Origin of the sequence: Streptomyces sp. NPDC096048 (assembly GCF_044763415.1) — a bacterium.
Taxonomy (GTDB): Bacteria; Actinomycetota; Actinomycetes; order Streptomycetales; family Streptomycetaceae; genus Streptomyces.
Genome location: NZ_JBIWGG010000008.1, coordinates 163,904 through 185,180, shown reverse-complemented (window position 1 = coordinate 185,180; position 21,277 = coordinate 163,904). Strand labels below are relative to the sequence as shown.

Annotated in this window: 16 protein-coding genes, 1 tRNA gene and 1 pseudogene; 13 read left to right on the top strand and 5 right to left on the bottom strand. The window is 72.1% G+C overall.

Annotated elements, in window-relative coordinates; genetic code table 11:
* Positions 1-27 precede the first annotated feature (27 nt).
* The 8 genes from ACIQ6R_RS23395 (at position 28) to ACIQ6R_RS23360 (ending at position 8,776) form a co-directional block, all read left to right on the top strand.
* Positions 28-1,203 carry an inositol-3-phosphate synthase gene (locus tag ACIQ6R_RS23395; RefSeq protein WP_404223146.1) on the top strand — a complete coding sequence of 392 codons (1,176 nt, stop codon included), beginning with the start codon at positions 28-30 and terminating at the stop codon, positions 1,201-1,203.
* The gene (locus ACIQ6R_RS23390) at positions 1,200-2,267 is read left to right on the top strand and encodes an SCO3242 family prenyltransferase (RefSeq protein WP_404223145.1); all 1,068 of its coding nucleotides are present in this window, start codon (positions 1,200-1,202) and stop codon (positions 2,265-2,267) included. The genes ACIQ6R_RS23395 and ACIQ6R_RS23390 overlap by 4 nt, the downstream gene beginning before the upstream one ends.
* Positions 2,264-3,250: a sugar phosphate isomerase/epimerase family protein gene (locus tag ACIQ6R_RS23385; RefSeq protein ID WP_404223144.1), complete on the top strand. Its 987-nt coding sequence runs from the start codon at positions 2,264-2,266 to the stop codon at positions 3,248-3,250. Before ACIQ6R_RS23390 ends, ACIQ6R_RS23385 begins: the two co-directional genes overlap by 4 nt.
* 14 nt (positions 3,251-3,264) lie before the next feature.
* Complete coding sequence (locus ACIQ6R_RS23380; RefSeq protein WP_404223143.1) at positions 3,265-4,032, top strand: EboA domain-containing protein; 768 nt, start codon at positions 3,265-3,267, stop codon at positions 4,030-4,032.
* Positions 4,032-4,880 (top strand): TatD family hydrolase, encoded by an 849-nt coding sequence (locus ACIQ6R_RS23375; protein WP_404171192.1) that lies wholly within the window; start codon positions 4,032-4,034, stop codon positions 4,878-4,880. Before ACIQ6R_RS23380 ends, ACIQ6R_RS23375 begins: the two co-directional genes overlap by 1 nt.
* Before the next feature lie 3 nt (positions 4,881-4,883).
* Entirely contained in the window at positions 4,884-6,056 is a 1,173-nt protein-coding gene (gene eboE / locus ACIQ6R_RS23370; RefSeq protein WP_404171189.1) for a metabolite traffic protein EboE, read from the top strand.
* Complete coding sequence (locus ACIQ6R_RS23365) at positions 6,053-7,450, top strand: nucleotide pyrophosphatase/phosphodiesterase family protein (protein ID WP_404223142.1); 1,398 nt, start codon at positions 6,053-6,055, stop codon at positions 7,448-7,450. Before eboE ends, ACIQ6R_RS23365 begins: the two co-directional genes overlap by 4 nt.
* Positions 7,451-7,564: 114 nt before the next feature.
* A complete protein-coding gene (locus ACIQ6R_RS23360; protein ID WP_404171183.1) occupies positions 7,565-8,776 on the top strand; it encodes a sugar phosphate isomerase/epimerase family protein in 1,212 nt (403 codons plus the stop codon).
* A 78-nt stretch (positions 8,777-8,854) separates the two neighbouring features.
* Here ACIQ6R_RS23360 and ACIQ6R_RS23355 read toward each other — a convergent pair whose 3' ends face one another.
* The 4 genes from ACIQ6R_RS23355 to ACIQ6R_RS23340 form a co-directional block, all read right to left on the bottom strand.
* Positions 8,855-10,234 (bottom strand): OFA family MFS transporter, encoded by a 1,380-nt coding sequence (locus tag ACIQ6R_RS23355; protein WP_404223141.1) that lies wholly within the window; start codon positions 10,232-10,234, stop codon positions 8,855-8,857.
* A 123-nt stretch (positions 10,235-10,357) separates the two neighbouring features.
* Positions 10,358-12,505, bottom strand: a complete 2,148-nt coding sequence (locus tag ACIQ6R_RS23350) for an acetate--CoA ligase family protein (protein ID WP_404223140.1) — start codon at positions 12,503-12,505, stop codon at positions 10,358-10,360.
* Between the two features lies 1 nt (position 12,506).
* Positions 12,507-13,739, bottom strand: a complete 1,233-nt coding sequence (frc, locus tag ACIQ6R_RS23345; protein WP_404223139.1) for a formyl-CoA transferase — start codon at positions 13,737-13,739, stop codon at positions 12,507-12,509.
* Between the two features lie 11 nt (positions 13,740-13,750).
* Entirely contained in the window at positions 13,751-15,433 is a 1,683-nt protein-coding gene (locus ACIQ6R_RS23340) for a thiamine pyrophosphate-binding protein (RefSeq protein WP_404223138.1), read from the bottom strand.
* 143 nt (positions 15,434-15,576) lie between these two features.
* Here ACIQ6R_RS23340 and sucC point away from each other — a divergent pair, with 143 nt between their 5' ends.
* The 3 genes from sucC to ACIQ6R_RS23325 are packed head-to-tail and all read left to right on the top strand — an operon-like array spanning position 15,577 to position 19,189.
* Complete coding sequence (gene sucC, locus ACIQ6R_RS23335) at positions 15,577-16,719, top strand: ADP-forming succinate--CoA ligase subunit beta (protein ID WP_404223137.1); 1,143 nt, start codon at positions 15,577-15,579, stop codon at positions 16,717-16,719.
* Positions 16,720-16,733: 14 nt separating this feature from the next.
* On the top strand, positions 16,734-17,636 hold the full coding sequence (gene sucD / locus ACIQ6R_RS23330) for a succinate--CoA ligase subunit alpha (protein WP_404223136.1): 903 nt from the start codon (positions 16,734-16,736) through the stop codon (positions 17,634-17,636).
* Positions 17,633-19,189, top strand: coding sequence for an aldehyde dehydrogenase family protein (locus ACIQ6R_RS23325; protein WP_404223135.1), 1,557 nt, complete (start codon positions 17,633-17,635; stop codon positions 19,187-19,189). The genes sucD and ACIQ6R_RS23325 overlap by 4 nt, the downstream gene beginning before the upstream one ends.
* A gap of 102 nt (positions 19,190-19,291) precedes the next feature.
* Here ACIQ6R_RS23325 and ACIQ6R_RS23320 read toward each other — a convergent pair whose 3' ends face one another.
* Positions 19,292-20,623, bottom strand: coding sequence for a DUF2254 domain-containing protein (locus tag ACIQ6R_RS23320; RefSeq protein WP_404171160.1), 1,332 nt, complete (start codon positions 20,621-20,623; stop codon positions 19,292-19,294).
* Positions 20,624-20,763: 140 nt separating this feature from the next.
* Between ACIQ6R_RS23320 and ACIQ6R_RS23315 the strand changes: the two genes are divergently transcribed.
* Together ACIQ6R_RS23315 and ACIQ6R_RS23310 are read left to right on the top strand one after the other, a co-directional pair.
* A tRNA-Leu gene (locus ACIQ6R_RS23315) sits at positions 20,764-20,848 on the top strand.
* 140 nt (positions 20,849-20,988) lie between these two features.
* Positions 20,989-21,201, top strand: a pseudogene (locus ACIQ6R_RS23310) (carboxylate--amine ligase); the annotation flags it as partial.
* Between the last annotated feature and the right edge of the window lie 76 nt (positions 21,202-21,277).

Below are 21,277 nucleotides of genomic sequence, written 5' to 3'. Positions count from 1 at the left end.
GGTTCGCACACGACAAGGAGGCTGCCCATGTCCGCCGAACCGTCCCCGCCCACCCCCTCCTCGGCCCCCCGCCTCGGTGTCTGGCTCATCGGTGCGCGCGGTTCCGTGGCCACCACCGCCGTCGCGGGCTGCGCGGCCGTCGCCGCCGGGCTCCATCCGCCGACCGGGATGGTCACCGAGACCGCTCCCTTCGCCGCGAGCGGCCTGCCATCGTTGTCGTCCCTCGTCTTCGGCGGTCACGACACCGTCGACTGCCCGCTGCCCAAGCGTGCCGAGCACCTCGCCGCCGGTGGCGTCCTGCCGCACGGCCTGCCGTCCGCCGTACACGCCGAACTCGTCGCCGCCGACCAGGAGATCAGGCCCGGCGGCCCCCTTCCCGGGGGCACGGACGGCGGTCCGGACCGCACCCAGGACGAGTGGATCGACGTGTTCGCGGCCGACATCCGCGACTTCGTGCGGCGCCAGGACCTCGCGGGCGCCGTCGTGGTCAACGTCGCCTCCACCGAACCCGCCCCCACCGACGGCACGCTGCCGCCCAGCTCCCTCTACGCGGCCGCCGCCCTGCGTGCCGGCTGCCCCTACGTCAACTTCACGCCCTCCACGGGACTGCACCACCCGGCGCTGGCCCAGCTCGCCGACTCCTCGGGCCTGCCCTACGCGGGCCGCGACGGCAAGACCGGGCAAACCCTGCTGCGATCGGTACTCGGCCCGATGTTCCTCCAACGCGCCCTCGCCGTGCGCGCCTGGTCCGGCACCAATCTCCTGGGCGGTGGCGACGGCGCCGCCCTCGCCGACCCCGCGGCGGCCGCCGCCAAGAACGCGGGCAAGGAACGCGTCCTCGCCGACACCCTCGGCGCCGCGCCCGAGGGCGAGGTCCACATCGACGACGTGCCCGCGCTCGGCGACTGGAAGACCGCCTGGGACCACATCGCCTTCGACGGCTTCCTCGGCGCCCGCATGGTCCTCCAGACCACCTGGCAGGGCTGCGACTCGGCGCTCGCCGCGCCGCTCGTCCTCGATTTGGCGCGGCTGGTCGCCCGCGCCCGGGAAAGAGGGGTGTCCGGCCCGTTGGGCGAACTGGGTTTCTATTTCAAGGACCCGGTGGGCGACGGTCCGTCGTCCCTGGCCGAGCAGTACGCGGCACTGGTGGGCTTCGCCGAGCGGCTGCGGGACGATGCCGACGCCCCCGGGGCCCGGCGGTGAGCCGCACGGCCACCGCGGCACGGGACGCGTCCGCACCCGCCGGACCCGCGGGGCACGGCGCGAACGACGCCTCGGCCTCTGGCGGCGGCACGCCCGGCGCGCCCCGCCCGACCGGCTCCGGCCGCGCGGGCGCCTGGGCCGAACTGCTGCGTCTGCCCGCGCTGTTCACCGTCCCCGGTGACGCCCTGGCCGGTGCGGCGGCGGCCGGCGTGCGCCCGGGGCCCCGCACCCTGCTCGCCATCGGTTCCTCCCTGTGCCTGTACGAGGCCGGCATGGCCCTGAACGACTGGGCGGATCGTGAGGAGGACGCCGTGGAACGCCCGCACCGCCCCCTTCCGTCCGGCCGTATCCGCCCCGCCACCGCCCTCACCGCGGCCTGCGGCCTCACCGGCGCCGGTCTGCTGCTCGCCGCCCGGGCCGGCCGACCCGCCCTCGCGGTCGCCGCGCCGCTGGCGGCGACCGTCTGGGCCTACGACCTGGCACTGAAGCACACGCCGGCCGGTCCCGCGGCCATGGCCGCCGCCCGCGGCCTGGACCTGCTCCTGGGTGCGGCCGCCACCGGCGGCGGCACCCGGGCCGCACTGCCCTCCGCCGCACTGCTCGGCAGCCACACCCTCGCGGTCACGGCCGTCTCCCGCCGGGAGACCATCGGCGGCTCGGCCCTGGCCCCGCTGGCGGCCCTCGCGACGACGGGGGCACTGACGCGGCTGGTCACCCACCGCCGCACCCGACTCCCGGCAGGCCGGCGGGCAGCAGCCGCCCCCGGTCTGCCGGGCTCCCACCCCGCTGAGGGCCGGCCCCGGAGCGCCGCAGCCCTCGCCACCGCCCTGGGCGCCGCCTACGCCGCCACGGCCGCCCGTCCCTACTTCCACGCCACGCTCAACCCCTCACCCCCGCTCGTCCAGCGGGCCGTCGGCGGCGGCATCAGGGCCACCGTCCCGCTCCAGGCCGCGCTCGCCGCCCGGTCCGGCGCGACCGCCACCTCCCTGCTGGTCGCGGCCCTGGCCCCGGCCGGCCGGATGTTCGCGAGAAGGGCGGCCATGAGGAAGGTGAGCATCACATGAACCGCGACCCGCACCAGGAGCCGGACGCGGGCGCGGACGGCCCCGCGGACGTGACCGTGGGCCCGCACCCGGACCGGGACGGTGCCGACCCGTCCCCTCTCCGCTTCGGCTACGGCACCAACGGCCTCGCCGACCTCCGCCTCGACGACGCCCTCGCCCTCCTCGCCGACCTCGGTTACGACGGCGTCGGCCTGACCCTCGACCACATGCACCTCGACCCGCTCGCCGACGACCTGGCCGCCCGCACCCGCCGGGTCGCCCACCGGCTGGACGCGCTCGGGCTGGGCGTCACCGTGGAGACCGGCGCCCGCTATGTGCTCGACCCGCGGCGCAAGCACGGCCCCTCGCTCCTCGACCCGGACCCGGACGACCGGGCCCGCCGCGCCGACCTCCTCGTCCGCGCCGTCCGGGTCGCCGCCGACCTGGGGGCCCACGCCGTGCACTGCTTCAGCGGCATCACCCCGGCCGGGACGGACGAGGACACGGCGTGGAAGCGGCTGGCCGAGTCGCTCTCCCCGGTCCTGGACGTCGCCGCCGCCGAGGGCGTCCCGCTGGCCGTCGAACCCGAACCGGGCCACCTCCTCGCCACCCTCGCCGACTTCCACCGGCTGCGCCGCACCCTCGGCGACCGGGAGCACCTCGGCCTCACCCTGGACATCGGCCACTGCCAGTGCCTCGAACCCCTCCCGCCCGCCGACTGCGTGCGCGCCGCCGCCCCCTGGCTGCGCCACGTACAGATCGAGGACATGCGCCGCGGCGTGCACGAGCACCTCCCCTTCGGTGACGGCGAGATCGACTTCCCGCCCGTCCTCGACGCCCTCGCCGCCACCGGCTACCAGGGCCTGACCGTCGTCGAACTGCCGCGCCACTCCCACGCGGGCCCCCACTTCGCCGAACGCTCCCTCCCCTTGCTCCGCGCGGCCGCGGCAGCGTCCGCGCCCCGTCTCACGAACCGCTCCGGCGAGCCCTTCGCCACCCACTGAAGGGAGCCACACCCATGACGCAGCCACACGCCACCCACGTCACCCCGAGCACCCAGGACGCGGATGGCACCCCCGCCGGAGGGGGCTCCCAGGGCACCACCCCCGCCGGACGGGACCCCCAGGGCACCACCCCCGCCCACATCCCGCCGGCCGACCTGCGTGCCACACTCACCGCCGAGCTCGGCGGAGCCGCCCGGGCCTGGCTGGACCAGGCCCTGGACGAGGCCGCCGCCCACCCCGGCGGTCACGGCCCCATCTCCGTCTGGGAGCTGCGCCTGGCCGAGGCGGGCCGCCGCTGCGGTCCCGCCCACGCCGACGCCGCCCGCGTCCTCGTCCTGCACGCCGCCCAGGCCGACCCGGAGGCGCTGAACCGGGTCTACTCCCAGGGCACCGCCGACGAACGCCGCGCCGTCCTGCACGCGCTGCCCCACCTCGTGCCCGGCCCCGACGCCCTCCCGCTCGTCGAGGACGCCCTGCGCACCAACGACACCCGTCTGGTCGCCGCCGCCCTCGGCCCCTACGCCGCCCGGCACCTGGACCCGCACCAGTGGCGGCACGCCGTTCTGAAGTGCCTGTTCACCGGCGTCCCCGTCGACCACGTGGCGGACCTCGACCGGCGGTCCCGCGCCGACGCCGAACTCGCCCGCATGCTCGCCGACTACGCCGCCGAACGCACCGCCGCGGGCCGCCCGGTCCCCGAAGACCTGCACCGCGTCCTGGCCCTGACCGAGTCCGCGCGCTCCTCGCACGGCACGGCCGACCCCCACGGCAAGGAGTCCTGATGCGCATCTTCGACCCCCACATCCACATGACGTCCCGGACCACCGACGACTACCAGGCCATGTACGCCGCCGGTGTCCGCGCCGTGGTCGAACCCTCCTTCTGGCTCGGCCAGCCCCGCACCTCTCCCGCCTCCTTCCGCGACTACTTCGACGCCCTCCTCGGCTGGGAGCCCTTCCGCGCCGCCCAGTACGGCATCGCCCACCACTGCACCATCGCGCTCAACCCCAAGGAGGCCAACGACCCCCGGTGCCTGCCCGTCCTCGACGAACTGCCCCGCTATCTCGTCAAGGACCGCGTCGTGGCGGTCGGTGAGATCGGCTACGACTCGATGACCCCGGCCGAGGACACCGCCCTGGCCACCCAGCTCCAGCTCGCCGCCGAACACGGCCTGCCCGCCCTCGTGCACACCCCGCACCGCGACAAGCTGGCCGGCCTGCGGCGCACCCTGGACGTGGTGCGCGAGTCCGCGCTGCCCACGGACCGGGTGCTGGTCGACCACCTCAACGAGACCACCGTCAAGGAGGCCAAGGACAGCGGCGCCTGGCTCGGCTTCTCCGTCTATCCGGACACCAAGATGGACGAGGCGCGGATGGTCGCCCTCCTGCGCGAGTACGGCCCGGAACAGGTCCTGGTGAACTCCGCCGCCGACTGGGGAAAGAGCGACCCGCTCAAGACCCGCAAGGTCGGCGACCTGATGCTCGACGAGGGCTTCACCGAGGACGACGTGGACCTGGTGCTGTGGCGCAACCCCGTCGCCTTCTACGGACTCAGCGGGCGGCTGGTCCTCGACGTGACCTCGGCCGACGCCACGCACGAGGGCAACTCCATCCTGCGCGGCGGGGAGTGAGCCATGCGTTTCCGGCACCCCGACGGCTCCACCGTCCACCTCGCCTACTGCACCAACGTCCACCCCGCCGAGACCCTCGACGGCGTCCTCGCCCAGCTCCGCGACCACTGCGAGCCGGTCCGCCGCCGGCTGGGCCGCGACCGCCTCGGCATCGGGTTGTGGCTCGCCCGGGACGCCGCCCACGCCCTGGTCACCGACCCCGCCGCACTGCGCGGGCTGCGCACCGAACTCGACCGGCGCGGCCTGGAGGTCGTCACCCTCAACGGCTTCCCCTATGAGGGCTTCGGCGCCGAGGAGGTCAAGTACCGCGTCTACAAACCGGACTGGGCCGACCCCGAACGCCTCGACCACACCACGTCCCTGGCCCGCGTCCTCGCCGGCCTCCTGCCCGACGACGTCACGGACGGCACCATCTCCACCCTGCCGCTCGCCTGGCGCACCGCGTACGACGACACCCGCGCCGACAAGGCCCGCACCGCCCTGGTCACCCTCGCCGAACGCCTCGACGCCCTTCAGGAACTGACCGGCCGCTCCATCCGCGTCGGCCTCGAACCCGAACCCGGCTGTGTCGTGGAGACCACCCGCGACGCCATCGCCCCGCTGACCGCGATCGCCCACGACCGCATCGGCATCTGCGTCGACACCTGCCACCTCGCCACCTCCTTCGAAGACCCGCACACCGCCCTGGACGCCCTCACCGACGCCCGCGTCCCCGTCGTCAAGTCCCAGCTCTCCGCGGCCCTGCACGCCGAGCAGCCCTCTCTCCCCGAGGTCCGGGAAGCTCTCGCCGCCTTCGCCGAACCCCGCTTCCTGCACCAGACCCGCGCCGCCACGCCCGCCGGCCCGCACGGCACCGACGACCTCGACGAGGCCCTGGCGGACGGCGGCACCCTGCCCGGCACCGTGCCCTGGCGCGCGCACTTCCACGTCCCCCTGCACGCGGCCCCCGCCGCGCCCCTCACCTCCACACTTCCCGTGCTCAAGGCAGCGCTGACCCGGCTGGTCGGCGGCCCGCACCCGCTCACCCGCCATCTGGAGGTCGAGACGTACACCTGGCAGGCCCTCCCGCCCGAGCTGCGGCCCCGTGCCCGTGCCCAGCTCACCGACGGCATCGCCGCCGAGCTCACTCTCGCCCGCGACCTGTTGACGGACCTCGGCCTGAAGGAACTGCCATGACCCCAGCGACCCACTCCGGCGGACCGACCCCTCTCCTCGTGCTGGACGTCGTCGGGCTCACCCCCCGTCTCCTCGACCACATGCCCCACCTCAAGAAGCTCGGCCAGACCGGCTCCCGCGCGCCGCTGGGCACCGTCCTGCCCGCCGTCACCTGCGCGGCCCAGTCCACCTTCCTCACCGGCACCCACCCGTCCGAGCACGGCATCGTCGGCAACGGCTGGTACTTCCGTGAACTCGGCGACGTCCTGCTGTGGCGCCAGCACAACGGACTCGTCGCCGGCGACAAGCTCTGGGACGCCGCCCGCCGCGCCCACCCCGGCTACACCGTCGCCAACATCTGCTGGTGGTACGCCATGGGCGCCGACACCGACATCACCGTCACCCCCCGTCCCGTCTACTACGCGGACGGCCGCAAGGAACCCGACTGCTACACCCGGCCCCCGGCCCTGCACGACGAACTCACCGACAAACTCGGCACCTTCCCCCTCTTCCACTTCTGGGGACCCGGCGCCGACCTGGTCTCCAGCCAGTGGATCATCGACGCCACCCGCCACATCATGGCGACCCGCCACCCTGACCTGACGCTCTGCTACCTCCCTCATCTCGACTACGACCTGCAGCGCTACGGCCCCGACGACCCGCGCTCCCTGAAGGCGGCGGCCGACCTGGACACCGCCCTGGCCCCCCTCCTCGACGACGCCCGCGCCGAGGGCCGCACCGTCGTCGCGCTGTCCGAGTACGGCATCACCCGCGTGAACCGGCCCGTCGACATCAACCGCGCCCTGCGCCGCGCCGGCCTGCTCGAAGTGCACACGCAGGACGGCATGGAGTACCTCGACCCGATGGCCTCCCGCGCCTTCGCGGTCGCGGACCATCAGATCGCCCACGTCTACGTCCGCCGCCCCGAGGACCTCGACGCCACCCGCGCCGCCCTCGACGGACTGCCCGGCATCGAGCAACTCCTCGGCGACGAGGGCAAGAAGGCCCACCACCTCGACCATCCGCGCGCCGGCGAGCTCGTCGCCGTGGCGGAGCCGGACGCCTGGTTCACGTACTACTACTGGCTCGACGACGACCGCGCGCCCGACTTCGCGCAGCTCGTCGAGATCCACCGCAAACCCGGCTACGACCCGGTCGAGCTGTTCATGGACCCCCTCGACCCCTACGTCAAGGTCAAGGCGGCCACCGCCCTGGCCCGCAAGAAGCTCGGCATGCGCTACCGCATGGCGGTCGTGCCCCTGGACCCCTCACCTGTTCGAGGCAGCCACGGCCGCCTCCCGGCGAGCGACGACGACGGTCCGCTCCTCATCTGCTCCACCCCCCACGCTGTCGGCGACCGCGTCGCGGCCACCGATGTGAAACAACTCCTGCTCCAGCTGGCCGGACTCGGCTGACGCGACACCACGTACGGCCCCCGAGATCCAGCTACCGAGAGTGAAACACACGGCACTGACAACGGCCCGTCCCAGCCGCATCAGGGCAGGCCACGACCCAGAAGGCAGGCACCCGTGACCCTGTTCTCCGACCCGTCCCGCACCGACGCCACCACGGACCCGGCCGTCGACGGCCCGGGCGAAGGCCTGCGCCGCACCCTCGGCGTGGACCGGCGCCGCTTCCTCAGCACGTGCACCGCCGTGGCCGCCGGAGCCGTCGCGGCCCCCGTCTTCGGCGCCGCCCCCGCCCTCGCCCAGGACCGGGGCAGAGACCACGGACACGGGCATGGCCACGGACACGGCGGGCCCGTCCTCGTCCCGGCGGACAAGCGCGGCATCATCCTGTACACCGTCCGTGACGCCACCGGCCGCGACCCCCTCGCCACCGACCTGCCCTCCGGCTTCCGCGAGGTGTTCAAGCAGCTGGCGCGCCACGGCTACCGGCAGGTGGAGTTCGCCGGGTACCGCCAGCACGCCAACGCGCCCGGCGGCGCGGACCTGGAAACCGTCAAGGGCGCCAGGCTGCTGCGCTGCTGGCTCGACGACTACGGCCTGCGCGCCCAGGGCAACCACGGCTTCATCCCGTCCTCCTGGCCGCTGACCACGGCGGACAAGGACACCTTCAAGAAGCACCTGGAGATCGCCAACATCCTCGGCCTCGACCACATGGGCACCGGTGGCGACCCCACCGGCAGCTCCTACCGCGCCGACTGGGACGTGGCCGCCGACAAGTGGAACGCCCTCGGCGCGATCGCCCGCCGCGAGGGCGTCAAGCTCTACACCCACAACCACGACAGCGCCTACGGCTTCCTGCTCGACGGCGGTCCGCTGGACGACCAGGGCCGGCCGACCCGCAGCTCGGGCATCCGGAAGCTGGAGTACTTCCTGAAGGTCACGGACCCGAGGCTCGTATGGCTGGAGATGGACATCTTCTGGGCGCACGTCGCCCAGTACAAGTTCCGCACGTACACCGCACACGACGGCTCGACCCGTGAGCAGGTCTTCGACCCGGCCGGTCTCGTCGCCCGCAACAACAAGCGCTACCCGCTGTTCCACGCCAAGGACGGCGTCGTCAGCACCACCAACGGCATGGGCTACGACATGGTGCCCTTCGGAACCGGTGTCATCGACTACACGACGTTCTTCTCGCGGGTCGGGCAGCGGAACTACCACAACCCGATGATCGAGGACGACAACTCGCCGAGCGCCACCGACCCGGCGCAGTCCCTGCGGGAGGCCAAGATCAGCTACGACAACCTGGCGGCCCTGCGCAAGCGTCGCCACTGACCCGCGACACGGACCGGGCGGCCCTTTCCGCGTGCTGCGGGAGGGGCCGCCCGGTCCGTGCGAGGAGGCTAGGTCAGGTCACCCCTCACCCAGGGGCCGGGGATTGGGCGTGACGCGCTTGCTCTTCGGGCGCCCCGGCGGACGCAGGAACAACGCCATGAAACCGGCGAAGATCGAGATGCAGCCCGCCAGGGTGAAGGCGCCGTTGTAGCCCCAGGCGGCGACGACCACGGAGCCCATGCCCGCGCCCAGACCGGAGACGAGCTTGGAGCTGTAGACCATTCCGTAGTTGGTGGCGTTGTTGTTCTCGCCGAAGTAGTCCGCCGTCAGTGCCGCGAACATCGGGAAGATGGCACCACCGCCGAAACCGGAGACGGCGGAGAAGACCAGGAACAGCGGCAGGTTCTTGATCTCGGCCGACCAGATGATGCCGAACTGGGCGAGGCCCAGGATCGCGCACACGTAGAGCAGGCACTGCTTGCGGCCGTAGAGGTCGGAGAGCCAGCCGATGACGCCGCGCCCCGTGCCGTTGACGATCGCCTTCAGCGACATCGCGGCGGCCACGATCCCGGCCGCGAAGCCGGCCTCCTCGCCGATGTCGACCTGGAAGGCGATCCCGAAGATGTTCACGCCGGAGGTGCAGGCGAGACAGAACCACATCAGCGCGACCCGGCCGGTTCGCCACGCCTCCATCGGGGAGTACTGCTTGACGGCCGGGGGGTTCTTCTCCAGCGAACGCCGGGCCCGCGGGTCGGCCGGTGGGTTCAGCGGGTCGACGGCGGACGGCCACCAGTTCTTCGGCGGGTCCCGGAAGAAGAAGCCGGCCACGGCCACCGTCGCGGCGAGGAAGACACCCGCCGAGACCAGCACCCAGCGGAAGTTGGAGGTGTCCATGTAGCCGTGGAAGATGAAGACGAACGGCACCGAACCATAGGCGAAGCCGCCGTTGACGAAGCCGGTCTTCCCGCCCCTGCGCTCCGGGTACCACTTGCCGACCATGTTGACGCAGGTCGCGTACACCATGCCCGCGCCCATGCCGCTGAACACGCCGAACCCGATGAAAGCGAGCGTGACATGCGGCGCGAAAGCCAGCGACACATAGCCGAGCAGCGTGCCGACCGAACCCAGCATCATCGCCCAACGCGCCGGCAGCCTGCCGCTCTCACGCAGCCGGCCCGCCGGAAACGCGACCGCGGCCTGGCAGAACACCCAGGCGGTCATCATCCAGTAGATGCTGCCGCTGGACCAGTGGTGGGCCTCGTGGAGCGTGTCCTCGGCGGACGCGAAAGCGTACTCGGCGGAGGAGATGCCCATCATGCCGACCCAGGGCAGAATCACCATCCACTTGCGCTTGCGCCCCATGATGTCGATGTCGGACTCGCCGACGCGATAGACGCGTCCGTTCTTGTCGGTCACCTCCCGGTAGGTGACTGACCCTGTGACCTCGGTGGTTGTCATCTCGCTTGCACCCCTTGCGTCGAAAGTTCTGGCCAGCGCCCCCTGTCCAATGCCTTCCGTGCGCGCGCGGGTCCCCGGGGCCGGCCGACGCGCACCCGTCGCCCGGCCCCTCGCTGCCTCACGTCATGAGCCGCCCCCCAACAACCCCGCGGCCCGCGCCCACCGGTACTTCGCGCCCAGCACCGCCACCGGCTTCTCCGTCGTGTACGGATACGCCACGACCCCGCGCTCGAAGAGGTACTGGCACGCCTCCTCCACCTCCACGTCGCCCGCGAGGGAAGCCACCACGGGCTTCTCGACGCCCCGTTCACGGAACTCGGCCACCACGCGCGCGGTGAGTTCGGCGAACACCATGGGAGGCGTGACGATGGTGTGCCAGTAGCCGAGGACCAGCGCGTGGACGCGCGGGTCCTCCATACCGAGCCGGATCGTCGCCTCGTACGTCGACGGCGGCTCGCCCCCGGTGATGTCCACCGGATTGCCCGCCGCCCCGAACGGCGGGATGAACGCGCGGAACGCCGTGTCCAGATCCTGCGGTATCTCCATCAGCGACAGCCCGTTGTCCGTCACCGCGTCCGAGAGCAGCACCCCGCTGCCGCCGGCCCCGGTGATGATCACCACGTTGTCGCCCGCGGGGGTGGGCAGCACCGGCAACGCGCGCGCGTACTCCAGCATCTCGTTGAGTCCAGGAGCCCTGATGACCCCGGCCTGCCGCAGGATGTCGTCGTACACGGCGTCGTCCCCGGCGAGCGCCCCGGTGTGCGACCCGGCGGCCTTCGCCCCCGCCGCGGTCCGCCCGGCCTTCAGGACCACGACCGGCTTCCTCGGTACGGTCGCCCGCGCGGCCTCGACGAACGCGCGCCCGTCCTTGAGGTCCTCCAGGTGCATCGCGATGCACTCGGTGTGCGGGTCCTCGCCGAACCAGGTGAGCAGGTCGTCCTCGTCCAGGTCCGACTTGTTGCCGAGGCCGACGATCGCCGACACGCCCGTCTTCGTGGTCCGCGCGAAGCCCAGGATCGCCATCCCGATGCCGCCCGACTGGGAGGTCAGCGCGACGCCGCCCTTGACGTCGTACGGCGTGCAGAACGTGGCGCACAGGTCATGCCACGTCGAGTAGTAGCCGTAGATGTTCGGACCCAGCAGCCGGACGCCGTGCCGCTCGGCGACCGCCACGATCTCGTCCTGGAGCGCGTGCTCACCGGTCTCGGCGAACCCGGAGGGGATCAGTACGGCATTGGGGATCCCCTTGCGTCCCACCTCCTCCAGAGCGGCGGCCACGAACCGCGCGGGGATCGCGAAGACCGCCACATCCACCTCACCGGGAACGTCGGTGACACTCTTGTACGCCTTGAGGCCCAAGATGTCATCGGCCCTGGGGTTCACCGGGTGGATCTCGCCCGCGAAACCGCCGTCGACCAGGTTGCGCATCACCGAGTTGCCGATCTTCCCCGGCTCACCGGAGGCGCCGATCACGGCGACCGAGGAGGGCTCCATCAGGCGGCGCATCGAGGTGAGGATCTCCTCGCGCGTGTACCGGCGGCGCTCCTTCGGCGTGCCGGTCGCGAGGATCACCCGGATGTCGGCGGCGACCGCGCCCTCGGGCGTGGCGACCACCGGGTTGAGGTCCACCTCGGCGATCTCCGGGAAGTCCGCGACGAGTTCGGAGACCCGGCGGATCTGCTCGGCCACCGCCCACCGGTCCACGCCGGCCTGCCCACGGACCCCGCGCAGCACCTCCGCCGCCCGGATCGAGTCCAGCATGGACAGCGCCTCGTCGGCGTCGACGGGAGCGAGCCGGAAGGTGACGTCCTTCAGCACCTCGACGAGCACCCCGCCGAGCCCGAACGCCACCACCTTCCCGAACGTCGGGTCGGTCACCGCGCCGACGATGACCTCCTGCCCCTTCGGCAGGAGTTCCTGGATCTGCACGCCCTCGATGCGCGCCGACGCGTCGTACGCGCGCGCGTTGTCGACGATCCGGCAGAACGCGGCCCGTACGTCCGCCGCGCCCTCCACCCCGACGACCACACCGCCGGCGTCGGTCTTGTGCAGGATGTCCGGCGAGACGATCTTCATCACGACGGGCCCGCCGAACCGCGCCGCGCACGCCACCGCCTCGTCGACGTCCCGCGCCAGCTCCTCGCCCGGTACGGCGATCCCGTAGGCGTCGGCGAGCACCTTGCCCTCGGGAGCGGTCAGCGCGGTGCGCCCCTTCGCCCGTACGGAGTCCAGGAGCCCGCGTACCCGCGCCACCCGGTCTTCGGCCGTCACCTCAGATCACCCCGTTCGACTTGAGCAGGCGCAGTTCCTCGTCGCCGATGCCCAGCTCGCCGACGTAGACCGCTTCGTTGTGCTCGCCCAGCAGGGGGGAACTGGTCACCTTCACCGGGGAGTCGGAGAGCTTGAGCGGACTGCCGACGGTCACGAACTCGCCCCGCTCGGGGTGGGGGACGGTCACGACCATCTCGTTGGCGGCCAGGGACCGGTCCTCGATGATCTCCTTGGTGGACAGGATCGGTCCGCAGGGGATGTTGTGCGCGTTGAGCCGTTCCAGCACCTCCCACTTGGGGAGGGTGGACGACCACTCCTCGATGAGCTGGAACATCTTGTTCAGCTTCGGCAGCCGGGCCTGGGGAGTCGCCCACTCCGGGTCCTCGGCCAGCTCGGGCCGGCCGATGAGTTCGCTCAGCGGCTGCCAGCCGACCGGCTGGACGATGACGTACACGTAGTCGTTCGGGCCGCCCGGCGCGCACTTGACCGCCCAGCCCGGCTGCCCGCCGCCGGACGCGTTCCCCGACCGGGGAACCTCGTCGCCGAAGTCCTCGTTGGGATATTCGGCGAGTGGACCATGGGTCAGGCGCTGCTGGTCGCGCAGCTTCACCCGGCAGAGGTTGAGCACCGCGTGCTGCATGGCCACGTTCACCCGCTGACCGCGTCCGGTGTGCTCCCGCTGGTACAGCGCCGCGAGGATGCCCGCCACGACGTGCACGCCCGTACCCGAGTCCCCGATCTGGGCCCCCGTCGCCAGCGGCGGCCCGTCCTCGAAACCGGTGGTGGACATCGATCCGCCCATGGCCTGCGCGACGACCTCGTACGCCTTGAAGGCGGTGTAGGGGCCCTCGCCGAACCCCTTGACGGAGGCGTAGACGATCCGTGGATTGATCTCCCTGATGCGGTCCCAGGTGAAACCCATTCGGTCGACCGCGCCCGGTCCGAAGTTCTCGACCATGACGTCCGAGCGCCGGATCAGCTCGGTGAGGATCTCCTTGCCGCGCTCGGTCTTGGTGTTGAGGGTGATGCTCCGCTTGTTGCAGTTGAGCATCGTGAAGTAGAGGGAGTCGACGTCCGGCAGATCGCGCAACTGCTTGCGCGTGATGTCACCGCTCGGCGCCTCCAGCTTGACGACGTCCGCGCCGAGCCAGGCGAGCAGCTGGGTCGCCGAGGGCCCGGACTGCACATGCGTCATGTCCAGGACGCGGACGCCCTCAAGAGCCTTCGCTGTCATGAGTGTTCACCTCACTTGTACATCGTCTGGTTCATGGTTCCGGGGGCGTACGCGTCCGGGTCCACCCAGACGTTGACCAGGGACGGCTTGCCGGACTCGCGGGCCCGGCGCAGGGCGGGGCCGATGTCGGCGGGGTCGCGGACCTCCTCGCCGTGGCCGCCCAGCATCCGCGCGAACCGGTCGTACGGAACGTCGCCGAGGGTGTTGCCGACCCGCTCGCGCTCCTTGCCGTACTTGGCGGCCTGGCCGTAGCGGATCTGGTTCATGGAGGAGTTGTTGCCGACGATGCCGACGAAGGGGAGGTCGTAGCGGACGAGGGTCTCGAAGTCCCAGCCGGTGAGCGAGAAGGCGCCGTCGCCGAAGAGGGCGACGACCTCCTTGTCGGGCCGCGCCTGCTTGGCCGCGAGCACGAAGGGGACGCCGACGCCGAGCGTGCCCAGCGGACCCGGGTCCATCCAGTGGCCCGGTGACCTGGGCTGCACGACCTGCCCGGAGAAGGTGACGATGTCGCCGCCGTCGCCGATGTAGATCGAGTCCTCGGTGAGGAAGTCGTTGATCTCGCTGACCAGCCGGTACGGGTGGATGGGGGAGGCGTCCGACCTGAGCTGCGGCAGCCGCTTGTCCAGCGCGGTCTGCTCGGCAGCGCGCAGCTCGTCGAGCCACTCCTTGCGCTTCGACGCGCCCCCGTCGACCCGTCCGGAGGCGGCCTCGGTCACCGACTTGAGCACGAGTCCGGCGTCGCCGACGATCCCGAGGTCGATGTCGCGGTTCTTGCCGACGGTGCGGTAGTCGAGGTCGATCTGCACGACGGTCGCGTCCGGGGAGAGCCGCTTGCCGTAGCCCATGCGGAAGTCGAAGGGCGTGCCGACGATGACGATGACGTCGGCGTTGGAGAAGGCGTAGCGGCGCGACAGCTGGAAGTGGTGCGGGTCGCCGGGGGGCAGGGTGCCGCGGCCGGCGCCGTTCATGTAGGCCGGGACGTTCAGCGTGCGGACCAGTTCGACGGCCGCTTCGGTCGCGCGGGTCGTCCACACCTGGCTGCCGAGCAGGACGGCCGGCTTCTCCGCGTGGACCAGCAGGTCGGCGAGCCGCTCGACGGCCTGAGGATCGCCGCCCGAACGGGTCGAGGCGCGGTAGGCCCCGGCCTTGGGGACCCGCGCCTTCGCGGTGGGCACCTTGGCGTCCAGCACGTCGCGCGGAATCTCCAGGAAGGAGGGTCCGGGCGCACCGTGGTAGCACTCGCGGAACGCCATCGACACCATGTCGGCGGCCCGGGCCGTGTCCGGCACGGTCGCCGCGAACTTGGTGATCGGCGTCATCATGTCGACGTGCGGCAGGTCCTGGAGGGACCCCATCTTGTGCTGGGTGTGGGCGCCCTGACCGCCGATCAGCAGCATCGGCGACTCGGCGCGGAAGGCGTTGGCGACACCGGTGACGGCGTCGGTCGTACCCGGTCCCGCGGTGACCACCGCGCAGCCGGGCTTGCCGGTGATGCGGGCGTAACCGTCGGCGGCGTGCGCGGCGACCTGCTCGTGGCGTACGTCGACGACCTCGATGCCCTCGTCGACGCAACCGTCGTAGATGTCGATGATGTGGCCGCCGCACAGCGTGTAGATGCGGTCGACCCCCTCGGCCTTGAGTGCCTTGGCAACGAGGTGACCGCCGGAAATGACGTCCTGGGTGTCGTCGGGCATGGCGAAGTCCTGTCCCTTCACGAGGGGTCGGGGGGCTCTCGCGGTACATTGCATACAGTCGACGAATACTGTATGAAGCTTGTTATCCCGCATCCGGTGGGTGGTGTCCAGGGGGCGTGCGGCACTTTCAGTCAGGAGCCGAAATGGACCTGTACGAACACCAGGCAAGGGAACTCTTCGAGAAGCACGGCATCGTGGTGCCGCGGGCCGAGGTCACCGACTCGCCCGAACGGGCCCGTGCGATCGCCCGCGCACTCGGCGGACGCGTCGTCGTCAAGGCGCAGGTGAAGACCGGTGGGCGGGGCAAGGCGGGCGGCGTGCGGCTCGCCGCCGACCCGGCCGCCGCCGAACACGCGGCACGCCGGATCCTCGGCATGGACATCAAGGGGCACACCGTCGGCACGGTGATGCTCGCCGAACCGGTCGACGTCGACCGCGAGTTCTACGTGTCCTACGTCCTCGACCGCGCGGCCGGTCGCTTCCTCGCGATCGCCTCCGCCGAGGGCGGCACGGAGATCGAGGAGGTCGCGGCCGAGCGGCCGGAGGCCGTGGCGCGGATCCCCGTCGACTCGGCCGAGGGCGTGACCACGGCCACGGCGGCACGCATCGCGGACGCCGCAGGCCTGCCCCCGCAGACCGTCGACGTACTCGTACGGCTCTGGGAGGTACTGGTCCGGGAGGACGCCCTCCTCGTCGAGGTCAACCCGCTCGTCCGGACGGCGCGGGGCGGCATCGTGGCCCTCGACGGCAAGGTCACCCTGGATGACAACGCCCTTTTCCGCCAGTCGCGTTGGGGTGGCGAGCGGGCGGCGTCGGCGGACCCGCTGGAGGCGCGGGCCGCTGCCAAGGGCCTGAACTACGTCAAGCTCGACGGCGAGGTGGGCGTCATCGGCAACGGCGCGGGCCTGGTCATGTCGACGCTGGACGTGGTCGCCGGCTGCGGTGCCAGGCCCGCGAACTTCCTCGACATCGGCGGCGGCGCCTCGGCCCGGGTCATGGCCGACGGCCTCTCGGTCGTCCTCTCCGACCCCGCCGTGAAGTCCGTCCTCGTCAACGTCTTCGGCGGCATCACCGCCTGCGACGCGGTCGCCGACGGCATCGTCCGGGCTCTGGAGGAGGTCCGGCTGACCAAACCGCTCGTCGTGCGCCTCGACGGCAACAGCGCCGCCCGGGGCCGGGCCCTGCTCGACGCACGCGCGCACCCGCTCGTCGAACAGGCCTCCACCATGGACGGCGCCGCCCGCCGTGCCGCCCGACTCGCCGCCGCGGCATCCATCGCCGGATAAGGAGACAGGACGACATGGCGATCTACCTCACCAAGGAGAGCAAGATCCTCGTCCAGGGCATGACCGGCGCCGAGGGCATGAAACACACCCGCCGCATGCTGGCCGCCGGTACCGACGTGGTCGGCGGCGTCAACCCGCGCAAGGCGGGCCGCACCGTGGAGTTCGACGAGCGGGCCGTGCCGGTCTTCGGATCGGTGCGCGAGGGCGTCGAGCGCACCGGCGCGGACGTCACCGTCGTGTTCGTGCCGCCCGCCTTCGCCAAGGCGGCGGTCGTCGAGGCCGCCGACGCCGGCATCGGCCTCGCCGTCGTCATCACCGAGGGCATCCCGGTCCACGACTCCGTCGCCTTCACCGCGTACGCCAGGACCCGGGGCACCCGGATCATCGGCCCCAACTGCCCCGGCGTGATCACGCCCGGCCAGTCCGACGCGGGCATCATCCCGCCCGACATCACCAAGCCCGGCCGAATCGGACTGGTCTCCAAATCGGGCACGCTGACCTACCAACTCATGTACGAGCTGCGCGACATCGGCTTCTCGACCTGCGTCGGCATCGGCGGCGACCCGGTCGTCGGCACCAGCCACATCGACTGCCTCGCCGCGTTCCAGGACGACCCCGACACCGAACTGATCGTCCTCATCGGCGAGATCGGCGGCGACGCGGAGGAGCGCGCTGCTGCCTACGTCCGCGACCACGTCACCAAGCCGGTCGTCGGCTACATCGCCGGCTTCACGGCGCCCGAGGGACGGACCATGGGCCACGCCGGCGCGATCGTGTCCGGGTCCTCGGGCACCGCGCAGGCGAAGAAGGACGCGCTGGAGGCCGCCGGGGTGCGGGTCGGGAGCACACCGGCCGAAACGGCACGGCACGTCGTCGCCGCACTGGGAGACGAAACACGGGACGGAGCGCCCGCATGACACCCACCGCCACCGCATCCGCCCTCATCCTCAAGCCCGGCACATCCTGGGCCGACGCCTGGCGGCGCTGCCTGGCCGTCGCCCCCGAGGCGTTCCGCGACGACCGTGTCCTCAACCTCTGGTACGCGGGCTGGCGGGCGGACGGCCGTGTCCTGCCCGCCATCAGCCCCGTGGACGGCACCCCGATCACCGGCCCGCCCCGGCTGGACAGCGCTACGGCACACCGAGCCGTACGCGCTTCCCTCGACCAGCACCGTGCCTGGCGCCACGTCCCCCTGACCGAACGCCGCGCCCGCGTCGCGGCCACCCTCGACGCACTCGCCCAGCACCGCGAACTGCTCGCGCTGCTGCTCGTCTGGGAGATCGGCAAGCCCTGGCGGCTCGCGCAGGCCGACGTGGACCGGGCCGTCGACGGTGTGCGCTGGTACGTCGACGGCATCGACGAGATGGTCGAGGGCCGGGCCCCGCTGGACGGGCCGGTGTCCAACATCGCGAGCTGGAACTACCCGATGAGCGTGCTCGTTCACGCATTGCTGGTGCAGGCACTGGCGGGCAACGCGGTCATCGCCAAGACCCCGACCGACGGCGGCGTCGCCTGTCTGACCCTGGCCTGCGCACTCGCCGCCCGCGAGGGGGTTCCCGTCACCCTCGTCAGCGGCAGCGGGGGCGAGCTGTCCCAGGCGCTGGTGCGGGCGCCCGAGATCGGCTGCGTCTCCTTCGTCGGCGGACGCGACACCGGAGCCGCCATCGCCACCGCCGTCGCCGACCTGGGCAAGCGGCACATCCTCGAACAGGAGGGACTCAACACCTGGGGCATCTGGAACTTCACGGACTGGGACGCGCTCACGGCGGTGGTCCCGAGGCTCTTCGACTACGGCAAGCAGCGCTGCACGGCCTACCCGCGCTTCGTCGTCCAGCGCCGGCTGTTCGACGCGTTCCTCGCGGCCTACCTCCCGGCGGTCCGCACGCTGCGCGTCGGCCATCCGCTCGCCGTCGGGACACCGGAGGACCCGTGCCCGGCGCTCGACTTCGGGCCGGTGATCAACGCGGCGAAGGCCAAGGAACTGCGGGACCAGGTCGCCGAGGCCGTCGAGCGCGGCGCCGTACCCCTGCACCGCGGCAGTACGGCCGACGCGCGGTTCCTGCCCGGCCAGGACACCTCGGCCTACGTCCAGCCGGTCACGCTCCTCGACCCGCCCAGGTCCTCGCCGCTGCACCACGCGGAACCGTTCGGCCCGGTCGACACCATCGTCCTGGTCGACACCGAGGCCGAGCTGCTCGCCGCGATGAACGCCTCCAACGGCGCGCTGGTGGCCACACTGTCCACGGACGACCCGGCGACGTACGACAGGCTGGCGCCGCAGATCCGCGCGTTCAAGGTCGGCCACGGCGTGCCCCGCTCGCGCGGCGACCGTGACGAGCTGTTCGGCGGGCACGGCGCGTCCTGGCGCGGGGCCTTCGTCGGCGGCGAGTTGCTGGTGCGCGCCGTCACGCGAGGCCCGGCGGGGGAGCGGCTGCCCGGAAACTTCCCGGACCACCACATCATGCCGTGACGCCATGGCTGCCGTGACGCCCTGATCGTCGTGGCGGCCGTGACGCCCTGACCGCCGTGACGCCGTGTCCGCCGTGAGCCGCGCGCACGCGGCGTCCGACGGTCAGCCGATGCCCTGTCGGTCCGGCTGAAGGCCGAAGGCCCGGTCCGCCGGGGTCGGTGCGGACCGCTCGACGGCCTGCCGCAGCAGCTCGCGGTGGCGCAGCAGCGGCTCGCGCCGGTCCGGCGGGGCGAGCCGCAGCAGGTCGTCGAGACCGGCCAGCATGCGCCGTGTGACCTGCGACATTCCCGCGCCGCAGGCGCGGATCTCGGCGAACCCCAGATCCACCAGCTCGGTCCAGCCCGGCACGGGCTGCACCAGCCGGACCGCCCCGCGCCGGTCCCGGTGCACTACGGCGTCCAGCGGCCGCCGGGACAGGGTGGCCAGGATCTGCACGACGCGGTCCAGGGCCTGCACGGCGGTCGTCGGATCGTTGACCGCGCTGGACAGGGCCCGCAGCGCGATGTCCGAGAGCTGGCGGAGCCCGAACGCCAGATCCTGGTGGAAGGTGCGCTCCACCCCGACGGACAGGGCGTACCGCAGCGCCCTGCGCGGCGGGGCCTGCCCGCCGTGCACCGCCAGGACGGGTGTGCCGGGTACCAGGAAGTCACCGATCCGCGGGATCAGCCGCAGCACGACGCCATGCTTGCGCGCCACCCGTACCAGCCGCGCGATGTGCACGTCCCGCAGCACACCGGCCTGCCCGTCGTGGGCGACCCACGCGGTCGCGGACCCGAGGGTCGGCGCCTCCCCGCCGTCCACCGGCACGGGCATCAGCGCGGCCACCCGGAAGGACTCCGCGGCGATCCGGGCGATCACATGACTGACCCGCATCAACCGCAGCGTCGCGTTCACGTACATCACGAACAGCAGCAGGCTCAGCGCGACCATGACGAGCGTGAGCACCGACTGCACCAGGGGGACCGATGTGACGAGGTCGGGGTCGGCGCCGCTGTCGTAGGAGGTCAGGACCAGCAGCGTCAGGACGAAGGTGGCGAGGAAGACCGCGAAGGTCGCCTTTGTGATCCGGCTGCGGACGAAGAGCCGCACCACTCGCGGGGTGAACTGCCCGCTCGCCATCTGCACGGCCACCAGCGAGATGCTGAACACCACACCGATGAACGTCATCATCGCCGAGCCGACCGCGGACACCACCGTCTTCGCGTCGTCCGCGAACCTCAGCAGCTCGGCCAGTGTGTCGTAGTCGCCCTCGTCCCGCAGCGACCGGACGAGGGCGGCATCGAGTTCCTGGGCCACCAGCCACACCACGAAGACGCCCACCATGGCCGCGGTGGGCGCGAACCAGAACGTGTCCCGCAGATGCTCCCTGAGCGGCGACAACGCCCGCGGCCGACGACGCGGAAGCGGGCTCTGGGTAACCAGCCAGTCACTCATGGTGCGACCCTAGGCGCAGTGGGGCCGCCGGTCCCGGACCGCCGCTCAGGGGAAGGAAACGCAGGTGAAAGGCACTGCGAAACCTTGGTATGGTTGTCCATGTCGCCACGGGGAACGCCCCGCGCGGCGACAGACACCTGGTCCGGGTGGCGGAATGGCAGACGCGCTAGCTTGAGGTGCTAGTGCCCTTTATCGGGCGTGGGGGTTCAAGTCCCCCCTCGGACACAAGATCAGGCAGAGGTGAGATGCCGGTCGGGAGAGATCCCGGCCGGCATCTCGCGTTTTCCGGCATCCGGCGCCGCACGGCACGCACGGCACCACCAGCCGGCCCCTTCGGGCGATCCCTCGGCGCCGCACACTCACGTGAGGGCACCGCGCACCCGCTGCTCGGGGCCCGCGACGTGCTCACCGCCGACACCGACGACGCCGGGACGCTGCTGCCCCTCGTCCAGCGGCTGCACGACCTGCTGGCCTTCGACGGAGTGCTGACCTCCTGCGACTACCACCTGCCGACGGTGGCACGCATCGCCGCCCGCCTGGGCCCGCCCGGCCCGCGCTTCGCCGTCCACGAGGAGTGGAAATGTGGTGCGGCACCTCTCCCGGCTTCCCTACACTCACCACGACATCGAGATCGAGTGAGGGGAGCCGGGCCGT